Raw genomic sequence first — 23,230 nt, 5'->3', positions numbered from 1 at the left:
ATCCCTTACTTCTGGTATTACGCTATTCGCCAAAGGCGTTTTTTAGCCATTGGATGTCGTTTCCGGTGAAGGCTACCACATCGAAACGGCAATCCACAGTCTCAAAGCTCCCATTCTGTCGGCAGAGCCACAAACGGGCGGCTTTAAGCAGGCGTTGCTGTTTTTGCGGGGTGACGCTGGCCGCCGCGTCACCGTAAAGAGCGCTGCGGCGGTAGCGCACCTCGACAAAGACGGTGACGGCGCCGTCGCGCATAATGAGGTCAATTTCGCCGCCACGCTCGCGAGCATTGGCGGCAATAAAACGCAGGCCCTGGCTTTCCAGCCAGCGGCGAGCACGGTTTTCCCATGCATCGCCGGTCTGTTTGCTTAGCTGGCCGGGACGATTTGTCCCTGCTGGTATTTGAGCCATGACAGTTTCCTGGTAATCACGCAGTCCTGAGTCGCCGTCAGATCGCCGGTATTCCCGTTCAGCTCGAAGCCCGGCGTCTGGCGCATTTGCGTGAAGTGGTTTGCCAGCGACCAGGCGTCAGCGCCCATCGCATACAGACGCGCCAGCGAGTAGTCATTGCGCACCGCAGACAACGCCTGCTGCATCAACGCCGGGTTGCTGCCAGCCAGCATCGGGATTTCGCTATACTGCAGGCCTTCCATCTCCAGACGGAAATCCGGACCTGCGGTGCCCTGTGCGCTGCGCGAGCTGGCGTACAGGGTGACATTGCTCTGGCTGCCGTTGCGCATCGCGATCATGGGTTTGATATAGCCAATCTGTTCCGGGGTGGCGAGGATATAGGCCGCGTCGACGCTGCCGCCGCTGCTAACCGGCATTTCATCCGCCGTGCCGAGGACGCTGTTCTGCGCTGATGGCAGGGTGGAGACCGGGGTGCCGCTCAGCGCAATGCCCCCTCCGCCGTTAACGCCGGCGCGCAGCTCCGCCGTGGAGCCAAAACGCTGCTGCAGGACGCTGGCGCCGCCCAGCTTCAGCCACTCGTCGGCAAACGCGTTGACCACACGATCGCCCAGCGCGCCGCGCGGAACCAGCAGCAACGGCGTCTGTTTGCCCTGTTGATGGATGTGTCGGGCGGCGTCACGCGCTTCGTCTTCCGGCGACAGCGCGAAATAGCAGATATTAGCGCGGCCTTCGACCTTCTCCGGCTGGTTGAGCGCCAGCACATTGAGCGGCGTATTGCTCTTGAGAACATCTTCGACATTCTCTTTCAGCAGCGGCCCGACGACGAGGGTGGCGCCGTCCTGCTGAGCCTGGGCAAGGAGCTGGCCGATCGGCTGGCTGGTGGTATCGTAAATTTTCAGTTCCGCAGAGGGATTGGCGGCGGTGGCGACCACTGGCTGCGGCTGTGCGGCCGGGGTGGTGACCGGCTGGGTGGACGCGGTGGTTTGCGGCGTGGTGGCCGCTGCCGGCGCCTGAGCCGCCGGCTCCGCCGCTGGCGTTGCCTGAGTTTGCGCCGGGGCCTGCACCGGTTCAGCGCGACTTCCGGCAGCCGTCAGATCGCTAATTTCCGCCTGCGACGGGCTTACCACGTCATCGTTACCGGACGTGTTCGCCGCCTGAGCGACCTGAGCGGGAACCGCGCTGCCCGTCACCGACGGCGCGCCGTTTTTGGCGGCTTCGAAGCCCTGCTGGATGGTGCGGCCGAAGATCGAGGCCTGGCCGTTCAGCGGCAGGAAAAGCGCAATCTTGTTGATGGAGGCGGGCTTATAGTTTTGCATGTTCACCAGCGCCGTTGGCAGCATTTTGGCGCCAGGGTTTTGCGGGTAGCGCGTCTGCCAGTCTTTGACGCCGGCTTTCAGCAGCGTGGGATCGTTGCGGTTGTCAAACCACATCCGCTGCAGATCCAGCCAGCCCTGGAGGGTGTTTTCATCGGCATTGATCACCAGCGCATTGGCCTGATCCTGGGTCATCGCAGTCAGCGCTTGCCAGGTCGCGTCAATATTTTGCTGGCGCTGTTTGGCATCGCTCAGCAGCGGCTGCTGGGCGATTAAGGCGCGCAGCAGAGTCACCGAGGGTTTGCCCTGGCTGGCATCGATTTGCGCCTGCCAGTAGCGCGCCTGCTGAGGCTGCTCCAGGCTTGCCGGGTCAAGCTTAGCCAGCAGAATACGGGCCCCCTGATAGTCGTTCTGCGCCAGCTTTACTTCTATTGCCAGCAGTGACTGTTCACGGGCCTGGGTGCTGTCCAGGTTGGACGGCAGCTGGTTAAACAGGTCGATGGCCTGCTGCTGCTTTCCTTCCTGCAGCAGTGCACGAATGGCGAGTAATTGCCAGTTGGTCTTGCTATCATTCGTGCTTTGCTGCATCTGCTGCAAGTAGAAACTGGAGTTGGCCTGCGACGTACCCTGCATAAACGCCGTGCTTTGATCCTGCGTGTGGGTGCCGCAGCCAGCAAAAAGAAGAGTCGCCAGCAATACGGGCAGACAGCGCGCGGGCTTAGAACGAAGAAATGTTGACGGTACCATAAGTGTCCAGTGATATTTTTTTGGCTCAATGCTCAATATTAAATCGGCAATACGGACGAGACAATGAAACAACACGAATCAGCGGATAATTCTCAGGGGCAGCTCTATATTGTGCCCACTCCGATAGGAAATCTGTCTGATATCACGCAGCGCGCACTGGAAGTGTTGCAAGCCGTTGATTTAATTGCTGCGGAGGATACCCGCCACACCGGTTTGCTGCTGCAACATTTTGCGATTAACGCCCGTTTATTTGCGCTTCACGACCATAACGAGCAGCAAAAGGCGGAAACACTTCTCGCTAAACTGAAAGAAGGGCAAAACATCGCGCTGGTCTCCGATGCGGGCACGCCGCTGATTAACGACCCAGGCTATCATCTGGTGCGTACCTGCCGCGAAGCCAATATCCGCGTCGTGCCGCTGCCGGGTCCTTGTGCGGCTATCGCCGCCCTGAGCGCCGCTGGCCTGCCTTCCGACCGTTTCTGTTATGAAGGCTTCCTGCCGGCGAAATCGAAAGGCCGTCGCGATACCCTTAAAGCGCTGGAAGAAGAGCCGCGCACCCTTATCTTCTATGAGTCGACCCACCGGCTGGTGGAGAGTCTGGAAGATATCTGCGCGGTACTGGGAGAATCTCGCTATGTGGTGCTGGCCCGCGAGCTGACCAAAACCTGGGAATCGATCCACGGCGCGCCGATTGGCGAGCTGGTGGCGTGGGTCAAGGAAGACGAAAACCGTCGCAAAGGCGAGATGGTGCTGATCGTCGAAGGCTTTAAGGCGCAGGAAGAGGCGCTGCCGGCAGCCGCGCTGCGGACTCTGGCGCTGCTGCAGGCGGAACTGCCGCTGAAGAAAGCCGCCGCGCTGGCCGCGGAAATCCACGGCGTGAAGAAAAATGCGTTGTATAAGTATGCCCTGGAGCAGCAGGGGGAGTGATCCTGTAGACCCAATTGAAGTCTGGCAAGCAGCCCTTCAGATAGTGAAGAGCTGCTGGAGCGTCCTCCTACATGTCGGAAGAAATGTCGGAAGAAAAGTGCAGATTCACTTGCGATACCAATGCTGAGTTTTCGCACCGCTAAGCGCAATCACACTATCTTCAGTTCCACCTTTTTGCTGCTTAACGCTGCACGGTCATTTTCGCTAATGCCGTCGTCGGTGATCACGCAGTCTATTTTTTCCATCGGCAGTACCTGGTTAAAGCCCCGGCGATTGAATTTGCTGGCGTCGAGCACGGCGATCACCTGATGCGCGGCGGCGGCCATCACGCTGCTGATGGAGTAACCTTCGTTAAAGGTGGTGATACCGTTGGTGGCGTCGATACCGTCGGCGCCGACAAACATCAAATCGGCGCAAATTCCCTGCAGCGAACGTTCGGCAATTGTGCCGTGCATCGAATGCGTTTTGTGCCGCACGGTACCGCCGCATACCACCAGGGTGATGTCTTTATTTTCCGCCAGGGTAAACGCGGCGGGCAGGCTGTTGGTGATCACGGTGATATTGGTCATCCGCACCAGCGCCTCGGCAATCAGCAGGGTTGTGCTGCCGCTATCGAGGATCACCGTCATACCTTCACGGATCATTGCCGCGGCGGCCTGGGCGATGCGCTTTTTGGGATCGCTGGCAAGCTGATAACGATCTTCCAGTACCACTTCCTGATTTTCGGCGTCGGTCAGGTCGCTGCCCGCACGGGCGGCGCCGCCGTGAAAACGGGTTAACAGCCCTTTCTCTTCCAGTAAGCGGAGATCGGCGCGAATCGTTACCTCAGAGATGCCAAAGAGATTCGAAAGGTCTAGAACCAATACGCTACCCTGCGTATTCACCATATCGACGATTTTGTTCCTTCGTTCAAATGAGTTCATCTTGATTTGCCTGATAATTAACTCATCTCAGTGTAATCGAAGGGTAACGAAAGTTGAACGATAATTTTCGAAAGGTTTGATGAGCCAGCGCCGAGGGCTGGCTCGGGCGGTCAGGAGAGTTTGAGCAGGATTTTGCCCTGCATCGGCGCGCCGTTGAGCGCCTGCACTTCACGCGCAAAGCTCTCCGCGTCACCGCGGTGGGCGATCAGCGGCGCCAGCTGCAGGCGTTTTTCTGTCAGCAGGCGGGTGGCCGTTTGCCACTCTTCTCCTGGCCACGGGCCAGAGTAGTTCATCCAGCTACCGACAATATTCAACTCCTTGCGCAGGATCTGCCCGAAGGTGGCGGCCGGGAGGGTTAAATCGTGATGGAGCGTGCCGACCAGCGCCAGCTGCGCCCGCGGCCCGGCGGCTTCAATCGCTAATGCGACGGTCTGCGGCGTACCGGCGGTCTCGAGGACTAACTGGTCGAACTGAATGGCTTCCAGCGCCTGCTGAATCGCCTGGCCGCTCATCTCGCGGCTGTTGAACACACGGGTTGCGCCAAGGGTTTTGGCCAGTTCCAGTTTCTGCGGATTGATATCGATCGCCGTGACGCTGTTGGCGCCCAGTTCGCGGGCGCACTGCAGCGCCAGCAGGCCAATGGTGCCGGCACCGATAATAATCACGTTTTTACCTTCGCAGCCCTGCGCCAGATGGAAAGCGTGCAGGCCGACGGTTATCGGTTCGATAAACGCGCCGTCATCAATTGGCATCTGGTCCGGCAGGCGGAACAGGTTGGCGCGCTTTACCACCACATATTCGGCGTTGCCGCCTTCGCTGCGTGAGCCGACGAACTGATACTGTTTACATAAAGAGAAATACTCGCGCTGGCACTGCGGGCACTGGAAGCAGGGCAGCAGCGGCACGCAGGCGACGGCATCGCCGGGCTGCAGGTCGGTTACCGCCGCGCCGTAGGATTCCACATAGCCGCTGAATTCGTGTCCCAGCGTAATAGGGTAGTAATGCGCGCCTTTGGCGAAAATGCGCGGGATATCAGAGCCGCATAATCCGGAACTGACTACTTTGACCAGGACATCGTTTTCCGTTTGCAGCGTAGGGATAGGGCGTTCTTCAACGCAGACGTTCCCCTCAGCATGGATTACCACTGATTTCATAACATTCTCCAGCTATAAGATTGAGGGGAGCGAACGCTCCCCTTTTAGATCAAGACATGCCTGTACTTTGTTGCGGGGCAGCGCTTTTTTCTGCTTTTTCCGCCGCGATGAAGCCGCGAGCGCGACGCCAGGTTAGTAAAACGCCGGCCAGATAAATGATACCGATGACCGCGAAGCCAACCACATTTTGCCAGGTAAAGAGCTGGATCAGCAGCCAGGTAATCGGCGAACCACCCTGGTCCATTGAGGCCACCATGCCGCCGGCTTTCAGGGCCCCGGCGTTTGCCGCCAGCTGGGTGTGCAGGCCAATCGTCTGGGTGGCGATCCACAGGGTGATACCCATAATGATGACCCCGGAAATCAACGTGCGGAACAGGTTACCCTGATGTACCGCCACTGCCATTGCCACGAAGAAGCCGATGGTGGCCAGGTCGCCAAACGGCAGAACCTGATTGCCAGGAACCACGACGGCGATAAGAATGGTCAGCGGGATGAAGATCAGGCTGGCCGAGACCACCGAGGTATGGCCGAGCAGCAGCGCCGGGTCGAGACCAATCAGGAACTCCTGGCCGCCAAATTTGGCCTGCAGACGCTTACGCGCCTGTTTGGCTATCGGCGTAAGGCCATCCATAATCGGCTTGATCACCCGTGGCATCAGCAGCATCACCGCTGCGGTTTTCACCGCCAGCTGAAGAATGCCCTTCAGGTCGTAACCCGCCAGCGCGCCAATCACCAGCCCCATGACGAAGCCAACGGTAACCGGTTCACCGAAGGGACCGAAGCGTTTCTGAATGTCATCGGCGCTAAAGTGAATGCGGTTAAGGCCGGGGATCTTGTCGATGATGGTATCCACGAGGACAGCAACCGGCCCTAAATACGCCGAACTACCGTGGGGTATCGCAATACCCTCAAGGCCGAAGAAATCGCGGGTATCTTTGGCAAACCAGTCGCCCAGCTTATACACAAAGGCGGCATGCACCACCACGCCGAGAATACCTATCCAGTACGACCCGGTAGCGATGTGCAGCATCGCGCCGGTAAAGGTCATATGCCAGATGTTCCAGATATCGACGTTCACCACGCGGGTCATACGGGTAACCAGCATCACGATATTGACCACGATGGCCACCGGGATTGCCACCAGGGCGATTTGCGATGCCCAGGTCATCGGTGATGAACCCGGCCAACCGATATCGATCACATGAAGATTAATCTGGAAATGCTCCGCCATCGCCTTTGCCGCCGGGCCGATGGAGTCGAGCATCAGGCCAATGACCAGCCCGATACCGACGAAACCGATCCCGATATGCAGACCAGATTTAAAACAATCCCCGAGCTTCATCCCCAGTAATTTGGAGAAGATAATGATCACGATCGGCAGCATCACCGTCGGACCAAGATCGAGGATATAACGCATGATTTCGCTAAACATGGCGTTTACTCCGCGAGGATGCCGAGAATTTTCTGTTGTAAGGCTTCAATGCCGACGCCCGAAACGAACGGCATGCCGTGCACCACCGGAATGTCGCCGAAGGTTCGCTCCACGCGTGCGGTGGTGCAGATAAGATCCGCCCCGTCCATGTAGGTTTCGATTTCATTAACCCGGCACTGCACCAAATCCAGTTCAATATTGTGGTCTGCACATAGCTCTTTAATCTCTTCAGCCGCCATCGTGGAGGTGGCGACGGCACCGCCACAGGCGACGATAACTTTACGTTTCATAGGGTACCCCTTTTATTATCAGTATCTTATGAAGCCACGGCGTTAAGCTCGGGCTCAAGGATAAATTGCTGGAACCGCACCGGTAGCTGATCGTCGGAAGCGGCGAGCAGTGCCTCCAGTGTGTGCGGATTTTGTAGCTCACTAAATAACCGGCGCAGCAGCTTCAGCTGTGCCGCCGGGTTTTCAACAATCAGCGCGATGATGAGCGAAACATCGATTTCGCCGTCGTCGTCAGCGCGCTGAAAAGGGACCGGCATGTCCGGACGTATCAGGTAAATGGCCGGCGATTTCGCGTGAACCGCTTCGCAGTGCGGGATAGCGACAGCGTGTTGTTCCAGGGCGATGCCGGTGGGAAAAGTCGCTTCGCGTTCGAGCAGGGCGGCGGGATAGCTATCGTGTACGACGCCTCGCGCCAGCATCTCTGCGCCAATGTGTTCCAGTGCCTGTTGGCTGGAACTGAAATGAATGCCGGTACGAACAAACAGTTGACTCATATATCCTCTTAACTTCAGGCGGTTTCAGAAGAACAGCCGTAGCGATAGGCACGCAGGACATCCTGGATTTTGTCGAGGATCAGCGCGTGCGGCTCGGCGTTCAGTTCATTCAGCGACAGTCGTTCAAACTGCACCGGCATATACTGGCTGATAAGCCCCAGCGGCAGCTTAGCGTCGGTCAGATTAGCGATAAGTTTCTCAACGCTCTGGCGAATACGCGGATGCGGCCAGTAATAACGGATACGGTCGGAAAGGCTGAAGTGGATATCGACCATCGCCTGGCTCCAGGTGGGGCGATAGTATTTTTTCCAGTAGCCCGGCTCGTTAAGCATCACTTCGTCGATCACCTCCATTACGCGGCTGCGAGACTCCGGGGCGATCAGCTCATTTTCCATTTGAGCGAGGGCAAAGATGGCTTCACGCAGGGCAAAGGTGAGCGCCGGGCCGACTTTCAGAATGGCGAAGTGGTCGCGGACCAGCGCACGATAAGCCTGGCGGGTTTGGTAGTCGGTGGAGTGCGCTTCGTAGACCATCGGGGTGCTTTCGATCCAGGCGGAAAGCGCTTTCGCTTCCTGCGGCTGGTAATGAATGATTTGCGTATGGTCAAACTCCACGCCTGGCTGCACGACGATGGCGATCACGCGTTCCAGCGCGGCGTCGAGGCCCAGCTTGCGGAAGGCGGCTTCATGGGTTTCGAGCGTCGCGGCGGCATCCTGCGCCCGGGTGACATGTACGCTGCCGATGGTGCTGGCCTCACCGCCGGGAACCGGAACTTCGGTCCCGATGACGTAGGTCAGGTGGCGCTTTTGCTCAGCGCTGGCGGTCTCTTCGGCAGCCTGACACAGGCGGGCGGCGCGCTCAGCAACCACACCAGGATCCAACGGCACCGGATCGTCAGCACAGGACATTGACGCATCAAGATGGATTTTGCTAAAGCCGGCGGCGACGTAGGCCTTGATCAGGTCGATTGATTTTTCCATCGCCACGGCTGCTGGTTCATCTTGCCAGCAGTTCGGCCCGAGATGATCGCCGCCAAGAATAATGCGCTCAGCCGGGAAACCGACGGTACGCGCGATGTTGTAGACGAAGTCGCGGAAATCGGCCGGCTGCATGCCGGTGTAGCCACCAAACTGATTTACCTGGTTGGACGTCGCTTCGATCAGCACCTTGTTGTTGGTCGGCAGATCGAAACGTAACGCCGCTTCGATAACCAGCGGATGCGCTGAACACACTGAACAGATGCCGATATGTTCGCCGGACTTGTGGCGAGAGATAATGTCTTTCATTTACAACCTCCGTTTTCTTTCGAATATATTCGTTATGTTTTGTTTTGGTCGCAAATGGCTTTGTTTTGAATTGTGATCTGTATCGATAAATAGTGATGTAACGCAGTGAAAGGTGTCGTCTTTCGAGACAAAAACGCCCTGACCAGGAAGGTAGGGCGTTTTTAATTTATTGAAAATTAACTAAATAGTCGGGAGAGCCAGCTGCGTTTCGTTTTGACGGTTTCCTGAGAGACCTGCTGCGGCTGGGCGGCAATTTCGCCGAGACCGGCGTTAAAAGCGTCGCCAATGGCTTTTAACGCCTGCTGCGCATCGTTGCCGCTGGCCATAAAGTGCAGACGATGACCCTGTTTGGCACCCAGCGATACGACGCGCATCAGATTTTTGGCATCAACAATCGCGGAGCGCGTATCCAGGTTTTCGACCTGGATTTGCGATCGCCACTGCTTGACGGCTTTCACCAGCACCGCGCTGGGGCGGGCATGAAGACCGTGCGGATTGCGCAGGGTAAAGGTGGCCTCTTCGCCAAAATGCGGCGCGGGTTGCGGTTCTTCGCCTGCCGGCAGAGGGATATCGCCAGCGAGAATTTCCAGCACCGCCTGAGGGGTATCGGCGCGCGTCAGCGCCTCAGGCACCCGATCGTCGCCCAGGGCATGGGTGAGCTGGCGCAAAATATCGAGATGCTCATTGTCCTGAGCCGCAATACCGACAATCAGATAGGCGGTTTGCTCCTCACCCCAGTCAATCCCCTGCGGACAAGCCAGCACCTTAACGCCCGTTTTGAGCACTGCGTCGCGACTGTGCGGCGTACCGTGGGGAATGGCGATGCCGTTGCCCAGATAGGTGCTGATTTGCTCCTCGCGCTCGCGCATGCCTTGCAGATAGGCTGCTTGCGTATGTCCGGCCTGAGTCAGGGCTGCAACGACACGCTGTAGCGCCTCGTCTTTCGTTTTGACCTGACGATCGAAACAAATATCGGCAGAAGTCAGTTGCATAGCGTGCTCCTTATTTCATGGCGCCAGCAAGAGCTGTCGCTTTGTCAGTGCGTTTTTGCCACAGCCGCCAGCATCCCAGCATAAGTGCGCCGCAGGCGGAACCGGCGAGAATGCACAGCACCCACATCAACGGTTTGCTGACCAGCGGCAGGATTAAGAAGCCGCCGTGCGGTGCCGGAACCTGAATATGCAAGCTGTAGCTGAGTACCGCAGAAATTGAGGAGGCGATCATCATCATCGGGATCACCCGCAGTGGATCCTTGGCGGCGAAGGGAATTGCACCTTCGGTAATGTGCGTGCAGCCGAGGATATAGTTGACCATCCCGGCGGCGCGTTCTTCCTCGCTAAAGCCTTTCGGAAAGAACGTGGTCGCCAGGGCGATGACCAGCGGCGGCGTAATGCAGGCGGCAGACACACCGGCCATAAAGAAATAGTTACCTTGCCCCAGCAGCAGCGTACCGGTGACATAGGCCGCTTTGTTGACCGGCCCGCCGAAATCGAAGGAACACATTGCGCCGACCACGATCCCCAGCAGGATGGGGTTGGCTTCCTGCAGAGAACTGAGCCAGTTCATCATGCCATTGTTGATCGCTGCCACCGGCTGGCCGAGCAGGACCATCATCACGCCAATCACCAGGACGCCGATCAGCGGCATAATGAAGATCGACTTCAGCCCTTCGTACTGCCGCGGCAGACCGTCGAGCAGATGACGGATCAGCAGCATAAAATACCCAGCTGCAAAACCGGCGATGATCCCACCGAGGAACCCGGCGCCGGTGGCGTTCGCCAGCAGGCCGCCGACAAAACCGGCAACCATACCCGGGCGGCCAGATATCGACCAGGCAATGTAGGCGGTAAACACCGGCACCATGATCGAGAACGCCTGCTGACCGACTTTCATCAGGGTGGCGGCAATCACGTTATACTGCGGTGAATTCGGATCGGCGGAGTAGATGCCCCACAGGAAAGAAACGGCGATTAAGATCCCGCCGGCGACAACGAACGGCAGCATGTTGGAAACGCCGCTCATCAGATGTTTGTAAATCTGTCGGCCGAAGGATTCTCGCTCATATTTCTCGGCGGGATCCGTCGTCGCGGAGAGTCCCTGGCGACGCTGCGCCTGACCGTTAACGACTTTATTAATTAATTCCGCCGGATGGTGAATGGCTTCTTTAACCGGCACCTCGATAACGGGTAAGCCATTAAAACGTTCGGCATTAACATCTTTATCGGCAGCGATAATTACGCCATAAATATCCTTTAGGTCTTCCGGCGTAATGGCATTTTCTACGCCGGAAGCGCCATTGGTTTCGACTTTTATTTCAACGTTTAATTTTTTCGCTGCGGTTTTTAAGGCCTCTTCAGCCATAAATGTATGAGCAATACCTGTAGGGCAGCCGGTAACGGCAATAATTTTTTTCATAATCGGACCTTTATAATTGGACGATCTGAAGTTGTTGTAATAATTCTTGCGTACGGTTTAATTTGCCAAGCCCGGCGGAGGCGGCAACATCGGCGCCGGTGGCGCTGGCCAGCGCCAGCGCCTGGGGAATATCGTCTGTGTTAAGCCATTGGCTGAGAAACGCGCCCAGCGCGGCATCGCCAGCGCAGGCCGAGCTGACCAGCTCGATTTTCGGGGCCGAGCAGAACCACAGCTGCTCGCCATTCGAAAAGTAGAGTCCTTGCGCGCCAAGGGTCAGCAGCACGTTACGGGCCCCGAGCTGGTGGAGCGTTTGCATTGCTTCGCGTACCCGCCGTGGGTTGCTGACATCCAGACCAAAGATCTCTTTCAGCTCGTCGTCATTGGGCTTAATCAATAGCGGACGCCACTCTAACAGCTGGCGCAGCACCGGGTGGCTGATATCTAAGATGACTTCACACCCTTTTTGCTGACACAGCACTAGAATCTCGCTATAAAACCGGCTCTCTATTCCCGGTGGCAGACTGCCGCTGATAACTAAATAATCACCAGGCGCGACGCACTGTAAATGATGAAGAATTTGTTCTTTTCCTTCATCGTCAATCCGCGCGCCGGGATTTACCAGTTTGTATTCATCGCTGCCGTCGTTAATAAAGATATTAATACGGGTGGGTTCAGCGACCCATGCCGGCGTGACGTTAATATGCTGTTTGCGTAGTTCCTCAACGATATAGCGGCCGGTAAAACCGCCGAATATGCCCATAACATGGGTTGGCTGCTGGTAATGATGTAATACCAGCGAGACGTTAACCCCTTTACCATTCGGGCAATATTCCGTCTGCCGGGTGCGGTTGACTGCCGCCGGCTGGAGCGGATCGCAAAAGATATTCATATCAATCGCGGTATTCAGTGTCAGGGTGTGGATCACGACAAGGCTCCTTCGATTCGCTGATTACAGTTGTCCTTCGCAGCCACAAACGTGAATCACTTTGCGAACGACCTCTTTCATTGCCGCTTTCGCCGGTTTCATATAGTGGCGAGGATCGTTGGCGCCCGGATTTTCCAGGAAGTAGGCTTTCAGTGCATCCGAGAAAGCAATTTTTAGTTCGGTGGCGACGTTGACTTTGCAGACGCCCAGAGAAATGGCGCGGCGAATATCACTATCCGGCAGGCCGGAAGCGCCATGCAGGACCAGCGGAACGTCAACGCGGTCGCGAATAGCCGCCAGGCGCTCAAAATCAAGCTTCGGTTCGGCGGTGTAAAGGCCATGCGCGGTACCGATGGCAACGGCCAGCGAATCAATACCGGTACGAGCGACAAATTCGCGGGCCTGTTCGGGGTTGGTATAGAGCGCATCTTTTGCATCGACCACCAGATCGTCTTCTACCCCGCCCAGACGGCCCAGCTCGGCTTCTACGCTGGCATCATAGCGGTGACTCAACTCCACTACGCTTTTTACCAGCGCCACGTTCTCTTCGAACGGCGAGTGAGAGCCATCGATCATGACCGAGCGGATCCCTGCCTGGACTTTGCGTGTGATATCAGCCAGATCCTCATGATGATCGAGGTGCAGAGCGAGCGGGAGATCCCACTTTTTCGCCAGATCGCGGGCGATCGCCACCACGTTGCCGGTGCCGGCATAGCTATAGGTACCGGGCGTGCCGGCAAGGATCAGGGGGGAGTGTAGCTCAGCTGCCGTTTCAACGACGACCTGCATAGTTTCGAGGTTATGGATATTGAAAGCCGGCACGGCATAACCCTGTCGTTGAGCTTTCAACAGCATGTTTTTACTGGAAATGATGTACATTTTAGTCCTCTATTTTCAAGTTGTAAGTTATTTGTCTCTAATAACCTTCAATTTGAAAGTAATGTACCGATCGTCTCGGCTTTTAGGTGTGATCAACCGCACACAATGATGAATTGATTTTTAAAATGAAAGTTAATAACATTTTTAGTGTTTCTTTTTTAAAGTTTTCGCCGGGAAGGTGTGTTTTTGTAACTATATGATTATTATTGATTATTTTATTTATGGCGGAGTAGGTATACAGCCGCGGTTTGACATTGCACCAGGGAAATTTAAAAATGAAAGTTATTCCAGGAGAAAATAATAAGGCATAAACCGTGGCAAAACCGTCAACCAGCCTGCTGAAAAGGCGCTTGGACATCGCAGAGATCGTTCGTAAGAACGGCGAGATCAAAGTCGACGATCTGGCCGAAATGCTGGCTGTTTCCGGGGTGACAATCCGTAACGATCTCAACTACCTCGAGCAGCAGGGCTACTTGAAACGCTCCTTCGGCGGGGCGATTTATACTGCCCAGGCTGGCGCGCCGGTTGCGGTGACCCGGGAAGCACCGGCCGTCAGGGATAAAGCGCTGGAGACGGAAATGGCTCGCCAGGTGGCGGCGCAGATAGAAGATGGCGAAACGCTGTTTTTAGGTCAGGGTTCTATTTTGCGCAAAGTGATCCCCTTTCTGGCCAACAGAGAAGAGCTTTGCCTGCTGTTAAACGATCTGGGCCATGTCGCGCTGGCGCAGGAGTTTTTAAATGGGGAAACCGTTCTGCTTGGCGGGGTGCTGTCAGGCCAGGGGCGGATTGTGGAGGGCGATCTGGCGCTGAAGGCGTTAGGCCATTACCGCCCTTCACGTGCCCTGATAGCGGTGGATCATATTGCCGAAGACGGCACGCTGAGCGTGCGTAACGAGGTCACAGCACATTTACTAAACGAGGCTGTCGCCCAGAGTAAACGAGTCATTGCGATTGTCGCGTCCCGACCGGTCTATGGCGAGAAACGTTATGCTGTGGGTGAATTGCAACAGATCAGCAGCGTCGTGACCCCGCAGGTGGTCGCGGCAGAGTACCATGCCTGCTTCCTCGCTGCGGGTTTGACCAACAGCTATACCAACAATGAATGCCTGACATGGCTCAACACGGCTTTGCATAAGACAAACCAGGAGCGGTGATGAACGTAACCATTTGCACCATCGGCGAGCTGCTGGTGGAGTTTCTCGCCAAGGAAGAGAATCAGGGTTTTTCCCGCCCCGGTGAATTTTGGGGGCCCTATCCGAGCGGGGCGCCGGCAATCTTTGCCGATCAGGTAGCTAAGCTGGGTTTTGGTTCCGTGCTGTTTAGCTGCGTGGGCAGCGACGCCTTTGGTGAGATGAACATTGCGCGGCTGGAGAAAGACGGCGTTAACGTCAACGGTATCGCCATGCTGCAGAAAGCGACCACCGGTAGCGCCTTCGTCAGCTATCGTAGTCAGGCGCAGCGCGATTTTATTTTTAACATGCCCAATAGCGCCTGCGGTTTACTGACCGCCGACCACATTGATGAGGCGCTGCTCAACCGGTGTCAGCATTTTCACATTATGGGATCGTCGTTGTTCTCGTTCCGTATTATCGATGCGATGCGTAAAGCGATTGAAAATATAAAAGGCCGCAACGGGACGGTGTCGTTCGACCCCAATATTCGCAAAGAGATGCTTAACATCCCGGAGATGTCGCAGGCTTTTGAATATATCCTCGACTACACCGATATCTTCCTGCCGAGCGACGGCGAGCTGGATTACTTTGGCCTCAATCCGGAGCGCAATGAGCAGGTCCTGGTTGATAAGCTACTGAAACGCGGCGTGAAGCATGTAGTGATTAAACGCGGGCCGCGTGGCGCCAGCTACTTTAGCGCCAACGAGACACACCATGTCGCCGGCTTCAACGTGCCAGTGGTGGATCCGACAGGCGCCGGGGACTGCTTTGGCGCCACCTTTGTCAGCCTGTTCCTCAATGGCGCCACGCCGCAGGAGGCGCTGAGATGGGCAAATGCCAGCGGCTCGCTGGCGATTAGCCAGCGTGGACCGATGGAAGGTACCTCGACGCAGGCGCAGATCAGCGCTTTTCTTGCCGCACAGCACGCTTAATCAACAAGCCCGGATAAATCCGGGCTGAAGGGGAGTGGGCTGCCAGTGTCGCGATCAGGTTACCGGCGCCGGGTTGAATACCGCCAGTTGGTTATGCAGACCCCATTGATCGGAGAAGGTTTTCTTGCGTCCGCTGGCGACGTCGAGAATAAATTCGAACAGCTTCAGCCCCACCTCCTCAATCGTCTCTTCGCCGGTGGCGATGGTGCCCGCGTTAATGTCCATTAAGTCATACCAGCGGTTAGCCAGCTCGGTGCGAGTCGCCATTTTTATCACCGGTACCGCCATTAGTCCGTAAGGCGTGCCGCGGCCGGTGGTGAACACCTGCACCGTGATGCCAGAGGCCACCTGCTGGGTGCCGCAGACAAAATCGCTGGCGGGGGTGGCGGCGTAAATCAGGCCACGTTTGGTCGGGCGCTGCCCGGGGGAAAGCACCTCAACGATGGCGCTTTTTCCTGATTTGGCAATCGACCCCAGCGCTTTTTCCACCACGTTGGCCAGGCCGCCTTTCTTGTTACCAGGTGAGGGGTTGGCGCTGCGGTCGGTTTTGCCCATATCGAGATAGTTATCGTACCAGGCCATCTCTTCCAGCAGGCGTTTACCCACCTCTTCGTTGATCGCCCGCGGCGTCAGCAGATGGATAGCGTCGCGGACTTCGGTCACCTCTGAGAACATCACCGTCGCGCCGCAGCGCACCAGCAGATCGGAGGCGTAACCCACCGCCGGGTTGGCGGTCACGCCGGAGAAAGCGTCGCTGCCGCCGCACTGCATACCTACCACCAGTTCAGAAGCCGGGCAGGTTTCCCGCTGACGCTGGTTGAGTTTCGCCAGATGGCGCTCGGCGACCTGCAGAATGTCATCGACCATCGATTTAAAGCCCACGTGCTTTTCATCCTGCAGGCTGACGATACTGGCGCTGTCCACCGGGATGCTTTTGACATCTTCCGTCCCCTGCAGCCGCCGCTCGGGCTGCAGCTTTTCACAGCCAAGGCCAATGACCATCACTTCGCCGCCGAAGTTCGGGTTAAGGGCGATATTGTGGATGGTGCGTATTGGCACCACCGCCGCTGGCGCATTAATCGCAACGCCGCAGCCATAGAGGTGATTCAGACCCACCACGCCGTCGACGTTGGGATATTTCGGCAGCAGGTCGCGTTCAATGAGTTTCACCACGTAATCGACCACGCCCGCAACGCAGTGCACGCTGGTGGTGATACCCAGCAGATTTTTGGTGCCCACGCTGCCGTCGGCATTGCGGTAGCCTGCGAAGGTATAGCCTTCCAGCGGCGGCAGCGGGGCCGGCACTTTGGTGGCCAGCGGCAGGGTGTTCAACGGCGGGGCGGTGGGCAACGCCACTAACGACTCGTCAATCCAGCTTCCTTTGGGGATGTCGCGCATTGCCAAGCCAATGACTTCTCCGTAACGGATAATTTCACCGTGGGCTGGGATATCCACCAGGGCGACTTTATGACCCTGTGGAATGTGCTCGATGAGCGTCAGGCCGTCCGGGAAACGCGTTCCGGCGGTTAATCCCCGATCGTTGACAATAATCGCCACATTATCTGTCGGGTCAACTTTTATATAAAACGCGGTAGGCGATTGTTGTCGAATTGAAATATCAGCCATTGTCCAGTTATCTCCAAACAGGTGCTAAAAATATCATTAAATGGTAATTCTGGCGCTGTTAAGCGGAATAATGAAATAAAGCATGTCAGGTGTGTCGGCGTGAAGATGTGATCTGAATCACTCCTTGTCGCCATGGACGCGCGCGGAGGGTGGGGAATCGTAAGAAGTGTGGATTAGCGCCCATAGCTTAAGGCGATTGCCCAACTAAGGCTTTAAAAAATGTGTTTATATTGTGTTTATGCATAGTGTCTGGCGAGTGGGAGCTGACTATACTGAGTCGTGTTTTTGTGACGTCCGATATGCGCATGGTTTGCCTTTTAATCGCGGGTTAATAATTTAGCAGTCACCTAACGAATATTAAAAGATGGTTAATTTGCGATGGGCTTACATTTTCCGGACTCAAGGGCAGGAAATAAAAAAGGACACCCATTCGCTGGTTTATTCTGCGGATAATATTTGGGGTCAGGCGATACGCTTTTCCAGCCTAATGGGGCTCTCTCGCCGGGCTGGTGATATAACGAATGAATTGCAGAAGTTAGCAACGATTAACGCAAGGTAAAAATCATGGATAACGCAATTTTCCCGAACAAATTTAAGGCCGCGCTGGCGGCTCATCAGGTGCAGATTGGCTGCTGGTGCGCGCTGGCCAATCCGATCAGCACCGAGGTGTTGGGTCTGGCGGGTTTCGACTGGCTGGTACTGGACGCGGAACACGCGCCGAACGACGTCACCACGCTTATCCCACAGCTTATGGCGCTGAAAGGCAGCTCCAGCGCTCAGGTGGTGCGCGTGCCGACCAACGAGCCCATCATCATTAAGCGCATGCTGGATATCGGCTTCTATAACTTCCTGGTGCCATTTGTCGAGACAGCGGAACAGGCGGCGCAGGCGGTGGCTTCTACTCGCTACCCGCCGGAAGGGATCCGCGGAGTCTCCGTTTCCCATCGCGGCAATATGTTCGGCACCGTGCCGGACTACTTCGCCCAGTCCAATAAAAACATTTCCATTCTGGTACAGATTGAGAGCCAGACCGGGGTGGACAACGTCGAGGCGATTGCCGCGACCGAAGGTGTCGACGGCCTGTTCGTCGGCCCGAGCGACCTGGCCGCCGCGTTAGGTCATCTGGGCAATGCCGCCCATCCTGAGGTGCAGCGCGCCATCCAGCATATCTTCGCCAGCGCGAAGAAGCACGGTAAGCCAAGCGGCATTCTGGCGCCGGTAGAGGCCGATGCGCGGCGCTACCTGGAGTGGGGCGCCACTTTTGTCGCCGTCGGCAGCGATCTGGGGGTCTTCCGTTCCGCAACCCAGAAACTTGCTGATGCCTTTAGAAAATAATCACCAGGATGAAGAGAGAGAACAATATGACAATCAAAGTGGGTTTTATCGGTCTTGGCATTATGGGCAAGCCGATGAGCAAAAATTTGCTGAAGGCGGGTTACTCGCTGGTGGTGTCTGACCGTAATCCGGAAGCGATTGCCGACGTGATTGCCGCGGGCGCAGAGACCGCGGCCACGCCGAAGGCGATTGCCGAGCAGTGCGATGTGATCATCACCATGCTGCCGAACTCGCCGCATGTCAAAGAGGTGGCGCTGGGGGAAAACGGCATTATTGAAGGCGCGAAACCGGGCACCGTGGTGATCGACATGAGCTCTATTGCGCCGCTGGCCAGCCGGGAAATTAGCGAAGCGCTGAAGGCCAAAGGTATTGATATGCTGGACGCGCCGGTAAGCGGCGGCGAACCAAAAGCGATCGACGGCACCCTGTCGGTGATGGTCGGCGGCGACAAGGCGATCTTCGACAAATATTACGATCTGATGAAAGCGATGGCCGGCTCCGTGGTGCATACCGGCGACATTGGCGCGGGCAATGTGACCAAACTGGCCAATCAGGTGATCGTCGCCCTGAACATCGCTGCCATGTCCGAAGCGCTGACCCTGGCCACCAAAGCCGGCGTCAATCCGGATCTGGTTTATCAGGCGATCCGCGGCGGTCTGGCGGGGAGTACCGTGCTGGATGCCAAAGCGCCGATGGTGATGGATCGTAACTTCAAGCCGGGCTTCCGGATCGATCTGCATATTAAAGATCTGGCCAATGCGCTGGATACCTCCCATGGCGTGGGCGCTCAACTGCCGCTGACAGCGGCGGTAATGGAGATGATGCAGGCGCTGCGTGCGGACGGTCTGGGCACCGCTGACCATAGCGCGCTGGCATGCTACTACGAAAAGCTGGTGAAAGTGGAAGTGACTCGCTAACAAGAAGAGCCCCTGCGCGGCATGGTGGTTATGTTTGGTGCAACAGTGCCAGACTGCCACGGCGGGGCGAGCATAGACGCGGTATTGATGCCGTTTCCGCGTGTTAACCTCATTTGCGACGCAGGAAGCGGCGTTTCGCGGCGCGTTTGATAATATTTATCATGCATCGCGCAATATCGCCGCCATCCTGCTGGTCGGGATGACGACAGAAGGATGACAACGGGCGGTAAACCCACTATACTGCGCGCCGAAGCTGACCAGACAGTCGCCGCTTCGTCGTCGTCCTCCTTCGGGGGGAGACGGGCGGAGGGGAGGAAAGTCCGGGCTCCATAGGGCAAGGTGCCAGGTAACGCCTGGGGGGTGTCACAGCCCACGACCAGTGCAACAGAGAGCAAACCGCCGATGGCCCGCGCAAGCGGGATCAGGTAAGGGTGAAAGGGTGCGGTAAGAGCGCACCGCGCGGCTGGTAACAGTCCGTGGCACGGTAAACTCCACCCGGAGCAAGGCCAAATAGGGGTTCATAAGGTACGGCCCGTACTGAACCCGGGTAGGCTGCTTGAGCCAGTGAGCGATTGCTGGCCTAGATGAATGACTGTCCACGACAGAACCCGGCTTATCGGTCAGTTTCACTCCTTAGAAAACCCCGCTTCGGCGGGGTTTTTGCTATCTGAATACCGGACGCAGGATGAATGACTGTCCACGACGCTATACCAAAAGCACGCGGCTTACCGGTCAGTTTCACCTCTTTATGTCAAAACCCCGCTCCGGCGGGGTTTTTGCTATCTGAATCCGTGACGCGAATGAATGACTGTCCACGACGCTATACCAAAAACGCGCGGCGTAGCGGTCAGCTAGCGTTATTTAACCACCTTAGGATTCTGCAGCGTCGGTACCGTAGAATCTTGCACCTGATGAACCTGGCCGATAATCGTGGCGATGCTGCCGTTGCTTAAAGACTCGACGTCTGCGCTGTTATGCGATCCAAAATTAAAGGTCAGACGTTTATCCGTTTTATTCTGCTCATCGCGCATGGTCACGATAAAATAGTAGCTGCCGGCGATGCCGCTCATTCTGCGAATGTCGACAATCACGCCGCGCACCTTAACCCATTTACCCAGATAATCGCTGCTGGCCTTCGCCGGATTGAGAGTAAACGGCTGCAGAAACTGCGCGACGGAATACGTTTGCATCGAAGCGACGGCGTCATCTCCCGGCTGAAATAATTTATCGCCTGCGGAATAAAAGGCTTTAGAGGCCAGGCCGCAGCCGCTTAATAACGATATGAAAAATACCAACGGTAATACACGAAAGCGTAATAACATACCTATCTCCTTATTTATTTTTTAATGATATCCCTGATTCACAGGATAACGTGATGTGCGCTGATTAAATCAAAGAAAAAGTCACCACTGTCAACTATTTGATCTGCTTCTTTAATTGAAAGTAATGAGTTAATGTTGTTGTATGGAGTGTACGAATTAACATAGTGACCTCATTCATGTAATCAATGTGTTTGGTGTTTTTATTCTTATCACGAATGAAAATAATCTTTAGGTATTGTTTTTTACAATTATTCACTCCCGGCTGTAAAATAATAAACCGCTATTTCTGGCAATTTCACATCAGGATAAGACAATGAAATTAATAACCCGTATTGCGTTCGCCACCCTTCTGACCAGCGGTTTCTCTCTGACGGCACAGGCCGCGGACGTGCAGGCGGCGCCAGCGCCAGCGCAGGATCCTATTGTCCAGCACTTAAAACTCACCAGCGATCAGGTGGCGAAAATTAAAAGCCTGCATCAGCAGCTGGAAAATAATGTGCAGCAGATTTCACAGCAAGACATTAAAGATGGCGCGCTGATTAACGTGATTGATTCCGGTAAATGGAATGAGAAAGCGGTGAAGGATCAGCTGGCGGCTTTCAGTAAAATTGATCAACAGGTACGTTATTATCGCGTGAAGTACTATTTTGATGTGAATCAGGTACTGACACCCGAGCAGCGTACCCAGGTGAAAAAAGATCTTGCCGACGCGCTGAGTGAATAATGCCATCGGCCCCTTTCGGGGCCGATATAAGTGGGAAGTCATCAAGGATAGCCGAATAATCCATACTGCAGGTTCAGGCGAGACTTTCTTCATCTCGCAGGCGAATCTCAGCTTCGGCAACAATGGCTTCCAGTTCGCTAAGCATCTCATCATAACCAAAGCTGACGACGCCGACGGTTTCCGGCGGCGTCGGGGCCAGCGGCGTCGGAGACGCCTTTTTTCTGTTTTTCTTTTTACTCACTGACAAACTCCATCACTTCCGTTGTTACACCGGTAAATCTATCAGCAAAGCGCGCAGCGGCGTATCGGCGACGAGGGTAATGTTAGCTTCGTCACGAATAAATGCCCCATCACCACAGGTGAGAGCCTGTTTTGGTTGTTCCTGCGCGACGGCATGGACCGTGCCGTGGATCGACTGCAGGTAGGCGCGTGGCCCATGCAATTGCACGTTGATCTGCTCACCTTTTTCCAGCGCGATATGATAGACCCAGGCCTGCTGGCGAAGCTGGAGGCTATTATTCACCCCATCCGGTGAGGCCAGCAGCTGTAGCGGCGCGTTGGCGACCTCGATTTTCTGCTGCAACGGGTTTTCCCGCTGCGGGCAGGCATCGAGCCACAGCTGCATCCGCGTTAACGACTGCTCTTTGCTCAGATTATGCTCGCTATAGCTCACGCCAGGCTGGGTGGCGATCAGCAGTGCTTCACCGGCTTTGGCCTGCACGTGGTTGCCGTCGCTGTCGCGATACTCCGCTTCGCCTTCCAGAATCAGGTTCAGGATATCGACTTTTGGGTACGTTCTGGCCTGGAAGGAAGCGCCTGGCGCCAGCACTTCCTGATTGAGAACGCGTAAGGACGCGAAGCCCAGTAATTTCGGGTCGAAGTAGTGGCCAAAGGAGAAGGTGTAGCGGGCCTGCAGCCAGCCGAAGTCTGCTTGTCCGCATTGTTTGGCTGTTCGGGTAGTAATCATGTTCTTGACCTCTCTTTACACTAAATCAATGGTAAAGGTATGGACGCTGTATTGTTAGCCAGATATTCTGCCCGGTATGTTCAAATTTCCTGAATGAGAAAGCGATGGCCAAAGAGAGAGCATTAACGCTGGAAGCGTTACGCGTGATGGATGCGATCGACCGTCGCGGGAGCTTCGCTGCCGCGGCTGATGAGCTGGGACGCGTGCCTTCCGCCCTGAGCTACACCATGCAAAAACTGGAGGAGGAGCTGGACGTGGTGCTGTTTGACCGCTCAGGTCATCGCACAAAGTTCACCAATGTCGGACGGATGCTGCTGGAGCGCGGGCGTGTGCTGCTCGAGGCGGCGGACAAGCTCACCACCGACGCCGAAGCCCTGTCACGCGGCTGGGAAACTCACCTGACGATCGTCACTGAAGCGCTGGTGCCCACGCCGGATCTGTTTCCGCTGATTGAGAAACTGGCGACCAAGTCCAACACTCAGCTGTCGATTATCACCGAGGTGCTGGCCGGCGCCTGGGAGCGGCTGGAGCAGGGGCGGGCGGATATCGTTGTCGCGCCGGATATGCATTTTCGTTCCTCCTCGGAGATTAACTCGCGCAAACTCTATTCGGTGCTCAGCGTGTACGTCGCGGCGCCGGACCACCCGATCCACCAGGAGCCTGAACCGCTCTCTGAGGTCACCCGCGTGAAATACCGTGGCGTCGCGGTGGCGGATACCGCGCGCGAGCGGCCCGTTCTCACCGTTCAACTGCTGGATAAACAGCCGCGCTTAACGGTGAGCACCATTGAAGATAAGCGCCAGGCGCTGCTGGCCGGGTTAGGCGTGGCGACCATGCCCTATCCGCTGGTGGAGAAGGATATTGCCGAAGGACGCTTGCGGGTGGTCAGTCCGGAATATACCAATGAAATTGACATTATCATGGCCTGGCGACGGGACAGCATGGGCGAAGCGAAGTCCTGGTGCCTGCGCGAGATCCCTAAGCTTTTTGCCGGCAGATAGTCGAGGACGCTCCTCCCGCTAGCGGGAGGAGCAGGAAGAT

The 23,230-nt window shown here is 56.2% G+C and carries 23 protein-coding genes, 1 other RNA gene and 1 pseudogene; 9 read left to right on the top strand and 16 right to left on the bottom strand.

Annotated features, from left to right (window positions below):
- Positions 1-22: 22 nt before the first annotated feature.
- Complete coding sequence (locus ACQUTP_RS21035) at positions 23-409, bottom strand: YraN family protein (RefSeq protein WP_004206155.1); 387 nt, start codon at positions 407-409, stop codon at positions 23-25.
- A complete protein-coding gene (locus ACQUTP_RS21030; protein WP_080847434.1) occupies positions 367-2,469 on the bottom strand; it encodes a penicillin-binding protein activator in 2,103 nt (700 codons plus the stop codon). The genes ACQUTP_RS21035 and ACQUTP_RS21030 overlap by 43 nt, the downstream gene beginning before the upstream one ends.
- A gap of 63 nt (positions 2,470-2,532) precedes the next feature.
- Between ACQUTP_RS21030 and rsmI the strand changes: the two genes are divergently transcribed.
- Positions 2,533-3,396, top strand: coding sequence for a 16S rRNA (cytidine(1402)-2'-O)-methyltransferase (gene rsmI, locus ACQUTP_RS21025; protein ID WP_004144878.1), 864 nt, complete (start codon positions 2,533-2,535; stop codon positions 3,394-3,396).
- Between the two features lie 149 nt (positions 3,397-3,545).
- Here the strand turns inward: rsmI and ACQUTP_RS21020 are convergent, their stop codons facing one another.
- The 10 genes from ACQUTP_RS21020 to ACQUTP_RS20975 all read right to left on the bottom strand — a co-directional run bounded on the left by ACQUTP_RS21020 (position 3,546) and on the right by ACQUTP_RS20975 (position 13,194).
- Entirely contained in the window at positions 3,546-4,319 is a 774-nt protein-coding gene (locus tag ACQUTP_RS21020) for a DeoR/GlpR family DNA-binding transcription regulator (RefSeq protein WP_004206153.1), read from the bottom strand.
- A 110-nt stretch (positions 4,320-4,429) separates the two neighbouring features.
- A complete protein-coding gene (gene gatD / locus ACQUTP_RS21015; protein ID WP_004206152.1) occupies positions 4,430-5,473 on the bottom strand; it encodes a galactitol-1-phosphate 5-dehydrogenase in 1,044 nt (347 codons plus the stop codon).
- A gap of 49 nt (positions 5,474-5,522) precedes the next feature.
- Positions 5,523-6,905, bottom strand: coding sequence for a galactitol-specific PTS transporter subunit IIC (locus ACQUTP_RS21010; RefSeq protein WP_004206150.1), 1,383 nt, complete (start codon positions 6,903-6,905; stop codon positions 5,523-5,525).
- Between the two features lie 5 nt (positions 6,906-6,910).
- Positions 6,911-7,195, bottom strand: coding sequence for a PTS galactitol transporter subunit IIB (gene gatB / locus ACQUTP_RS21005; RefSeq protein WP_002918119.1), 285 nt, complete (start codon positions 7,193-7,195; stop codon positions 6,911-6,913).
- A 26-nt stretch (positions 7,196-7,221) separates the two neighbouring features.
- Positions 7,222-7,689 (bottom strand): PTS galactitol transporter subunit IIA, encoded by a 468-nt coding sequence (gene gatA / locus ACQUTP_RS21000; protein ID WP_004206149.1) that lies wholly within the window; start codon positions 7,687-7,689, stop codon positions 7,222-7,224.
- Between the two features lie 14 nt (positions 7,690-7,703).
- Complete coding sequence (gatZ, locus tag ACQUTP_RS20995; RefSeq protein ID WP_004206147.1) at positions 7,704-8,975, bottom strand: tagatose-bisphosphate aldolase subunit GatZ; 1,272 nt, start codon at positions 8,973-8,975, stop codon at positions 7,704-7,706.
- Positions 8,976-9,151: 176 nt separating this feature from the next.
- Positions 9,152-9,967 (bottom strand): HPr family phosphocarrier protein, encoded by an 816-nt coding sequence (locus ACQUTP_RS20990; protein ID WP_428902433.1) that lies wholly within the window; start codon positions 9,965-9,967, stop codon positions 9,152-9,154.
- Positions 9,968-9,977: 10 nt separating this feature from the next.
- The gene (locus ACQUTP_RS20985; RefSeq protein WP_004206144.1) at positions 9,978-11,390 is read right to left on the bottom strand and encodes a PTS fructose transporter subunit IIC; all 1,413 of its coding nucleotides are present in this window, start codon (positions 11,388-11,390) and stop codon (positions 9,978-9,980) included.
- A gap of 10 nt (positions 11,391-11,400) precedes the next feature.
- Positions 11,401-12,315 carry a 1-phosphofructokinase gene (gene pfkB, locus ACQUTP_RS20980; RefSeq protein ID WP_004206143.1) on the bottom strand — a complete coding sequence of 305 codons (915 nt, stop codon included), beginning with the start codon at positions 12,313-12,315 and terminating at the stop codon, positions 11,401-11,403.
- A gap of 24 nt (positions 12,316-12,339) precedes the next feature.
- Entirely contained in the window at positions 12,340-13,194 is an 855-nt protein-coding gene (locus tag ACQUTP_RS20975) for a tagatose bisphosphate family class II aldolase (protein WP_004206142.1), read from the bottom strand.
- Between the two features lie 350 nt (positions 13,195-13,544).
- On the opposite strand from ACQUTP_RS20975, the gene ACQUTP_RS20970 reads away from it, so the two are divergent.
- Positions 13,545-14,348 (top strand): DeoR/GlpR family DNA-binding transcription regulator, encoded by an 804-nt coding sequence (locus ACQUTP_RS20970; RefSeq protein WP_072140524.1) that lies wholly within the window; start codon positions 13,545-13,547, stop codon positions 14,346-14,348.
- Positions 14,348-15,298 carry a sugar kinase gene (locus ACQUTP_RS20965; protein WP_004206140.1) on the top strand — a complete coding sequence of 317 codons (951 nt, stop codon included), beginning with the start codon at positions 14,348-14,350 and terminating at the stop codon, positions 15,296-15,298. The genes ACQUTP_RS20970 and ACQUTP_RS20965 overlap by 1 nt, the downstream gene beginning before the upstream one ends.
- Before the next feature lie 54 nt (positions 15,299-15,352).
- Here the strand turns inward: ACQUTP_RS20965 and garD are convergent, their stop codons facing one another.
- Complete coding sequence (gene garD, locus ACQUTP_RS20960) at positions 15,353-16,924, bottom strand: galactarate dehydratase (protein WP_428902434.1); 1,572 nt, start codon at positions 16,922-16,924, stop codon at positions 15,353-15,355.
- Between the two features lie 564 nt (positions 16,925-17,488).
- On the opposite strand from garD, the gene garL reads away from it, so the two are divergent.
- The 4 genes and pseudogenes from garL (at position 17,489) to rnpB (ending at position 19,808) form a co-directional block, all read left to right on the top strand.
- Positions 17,489-18,259 (top strand): 2-dehydro-3-deoxyglucarate aldolase, encoded by a 771-nt coding sequence (garL, locus tag ACQUTP_RS20955; RefSeq protein WP_048295626.1) that lies wholly within the window; start codon positions 17,489-17,491, stop codon positions 18,257-18,259.
- A 26-nt stretch (positions 18,260-18,285) separates the two neighbouring features.
- On the top strand, positions 18,286-19,176 hold the full coding sequence (gene garR / locus ACQUTP_RS20950; RefSeq protein ID WP_163619808.1) for a 2-hydroxy-3-oxopropionate reductase: 891 nt from the start codon (positions 18,286-18,288) through the stop codon (positions 19,174-19,176).
- A 71-nt stretch (positions 19,177-19,247) separates the two neighbouring features.
- Positions 19,248-19,393 (top strand): annotated as a pseudogene (locus tag ACQUTP_RS20945) (glycerate 2-kinase); the annotation flags it as partial.
- Positions 19,394-19,425: 32 nt separating this feature from the next.
- Positions 19,426-19,808: RNase P RNA component class A (gene rnpB / locus ACQUTP_RS20940), an RNA gene on the top strand.
- Positions 19,809-20,033: 225 nt separating this feature from the next.
- Here the strand turns inward: rnpB and ACQUTP_RS20935 are convergent.
- Positions 20,034-20,498 (bottom strand): OB-fold putative lipoprotein, encoded by a 465-nt coding sequence (locus tag ACQUTP_RS20935; RefSeq protein WP_053809930.1) that lies wholly within the window; start codon positions 20,496-20,498, stop codon positions 20,034-20,036.
- Between the two features lie 313 nt (positions 20,499-20,811).
- Between ACQUTP_RS20935 and ACQUTP_RS20930 the strand changes: the two genes are divergently transcribed.
- Positions 20,812-21,222: a Spy/CpxP family protein refolding chaperone gene (locus ACQUTP_RS20930; protein ID WP_004206135.1), complete on the top strand. Its 411-nt coding sequence runs from the start codon at positions 20,812-20,814 to the stop codon at positions 21,220-21,222.
- 73 nt (positions 21,223-21,295) lie between these two features.
- On the opposite strand, the gene ACQUTP_RS20925 is transcribed toward ACQUTP_RS20930, so the two are convergent.
- Together ACQUTP_RS20925 and ACQUTP_RS20920 are read right to left on the bottom strand one after the other, a co-directional pair.
- Positions 21,296-21,463, bottom strand: a complete 168-nt coding sequence (locus tag ACQUTP_RS20925; protein ID WP_004206134.1) for a hypothetical protein — start codon at positions 21,461-21,463, stop codon at positions 21,296-21,298.
- A gap of 24 nt (positions 21,464-21,487) precedes the next feature.
- Positions 21,488-22,189, bottom strand: coding sequence for a pirin family protein (locus tag ACQUTP_RS20920; RefSeq protein WP_065802873.1), 702 nt, complete (start codon positions 22,187-22,189; stop codon positions 21,488-21,490).
- Positions 22,190-22,293: 104 nt separating this feature from the next.
- Between ACQUTP_RS20920 and ACQUTP_RS20915 the strand changes: the two genes are divergently transcribed.
- Positions 22,294-23,190 carry a LysR family transcriptional regulator gene (locus ACQUTP_RS20915; protein WP_004144865.1) on the top strand — a complete coding sequence of 299 codons (897 nt, stop codon included), beginning with the start codon at positions 22,294-22,296 and terminating at the stop codon, positions 23,188-23,190.
- Positions 23,191-23,230: the final 40 nt, after the last annotated feature.

It is taken from the genome of Klebsiella sp. 2-CIP_Kleb., from assembly GCF_050378715.1.
Classification (GTDB): Bacteria; Pseudomonadota; Gammaproteobacteria; order Enterobacterales; family Enterobacteriaceae; genus Klebsiella; species Klebsiella quasipneumoniae.
Note: the sequence above shows the minus strand (reverse complement) of the source record. Positions and strands in the feature narration are given on the sequence as shown.

What these genes read in the sequence shown, in the direction of transcription:
- ACQUTP_RS20965 (WP_004206140.1), top strand. Translation starts at nt 14,348, where the DNA reads ATGAACGTAACCATTTGCACCATCGGCGAGCTGCTGGTGGAGTTTCTC.
- ACQUTP_RS21030 (WP_080847434.1), bottom strand. Translation starts at nt 2,469, where the DNA reads ATGGTACCGTCAACATTTCTTCGTTCTAAGCCCGCGCGCTGTCTGCCC.
- gatB (WP_002918119.1), bottom strand. Translation starts at nt 7,195, where the DNA reads ATGAAACGTAAAGTTATCGTCGCCTGTGGCGGTGCCGTCGCCACCTCC.
- gatD (WP_004206152.1), bottom strand. Translation starts at nt 5,473, where the DNA reads ATGAAATCAGTGGTAATCCATGCTGAGGGGAACGTCTGCGTTGAAGAA.
- garL (WP_048295626.1), top strand. Translation starts at nt 17,489, where the DNA reads ATGGATAACGCAATTTTCCCGAACAAATTTAAGGCCGCGCTGGCGGCT.
- ACQUTP_RS20985 (WP_004206144.1), bottom strand. Translation starts at nt 11,390, where the DNA reads ATGAAAAAAATTATTGCCGTTACCGGCTGCCCTACAGGTATTGCTCAT.
- ACQUTP_RS20975 (WP_004206142.1), bottom strand. Translation starts at nt 13,194, where the DNA reads ATGTACATCATTTCCAGTAAAAACATGCTGTTGAAAGCTCAACGACAG.
- ACQUTP_RS20915 (WP_004144865.1), top strand. Translation starts at nt 22,294, where the DNA reads ATGGCCAAAGAGAGAGCATTAACGCTGGAAGCGTTACGCGTGATGGAT.
- garR (WP_163619808.1), top strand. Translation starts at nt 18,286, where the DNA reads ATGACAATCAAAGTGGGTTTTATCGGTCTTGGCATTATGGGCAAGCCG.
- ACQUTP_RS21020 (WP_004206153.1), bottom strand. Translation starts at nt 4,319, where the DNA reads ATGAACTCATTTGAACGAAGGAACAAAATCGTCGATATGGTGAATACG.
- ACQUTP_RS21010 (WP_004206150.1), bottom strand. Translation starts at nt 6,905, where the DNA reads ATGTTTAGCGAAATCATGCGTTATATCCTCGATCTTGGTCCGACGGTG.
- rsmI (WP_004144878.1), top strand. Translation starts at nt 2,533, where the DNA reads ATGAAACAACACGAATCAGCGGATAATTCTCAGGGGCAGCTCTATATT.
- garD (WP_428902434.1), bottom strand. Translation starts at nt 16,924, where the DNA reads ATGGCTGATATTTCAATTCGACAACAATCGCCTACCGCGTTTTATATA.
- ACQUTP_RS21035 (WP_004206155.1), bottom strand. Translation starts at nt 409, where the DNA reads ATGGCTCAAATACCAGCAGGGACAAATCGTCCCGGCCAGCTAAGCAAA.
- gatA (WP_004206149.1), bottom strand. Translation starts at nt 7,689, where the DNA reads ATGAGTCAACTGTTTGTTCGTACCGGCATTCATTTCAGTTCCAGCCAA.
- ACQUTP_RS20990 (WP_428902433.1), bottom strand. Translation starts at nt 9,967, where the DNA reads ATGCAACTGACTTCTGCCGATATTTGTTTCGATCGTCAGGTCAAAACG.
- ACQUTP_RS20935 (WP_053809930.1), bottom strand. Translation starts at nt 20,498, where the DNA reads ATGTTATTACGCTTTCGTGTATTACCGTTGGTATTTTTCATATCGTTA.
- gatZ (WP_004206147.1), bottom strand. Translation starts at nt 8,975, where the DNA reads ATGAAAGACATTATCTCTCGCCACAAGTCCGGCGAACATATCGGCATC.
- ACQUTP_RS20930 (WP_004206135.1), top strand. Translation starts at nt 20,812, where the DNA reads ATGAAATTAATAACCCGTATTGCGTTCGCCACCCTTCTGACCAGCGGT.
- ACQUTP_RS20920 (WP_065802873.1), bottom strand. Translation starts at nt 22,189, where the DNA reads ATGATTACTACCCGAACAGCCAAACAATGCGGACAAGCAGACTTCGGC.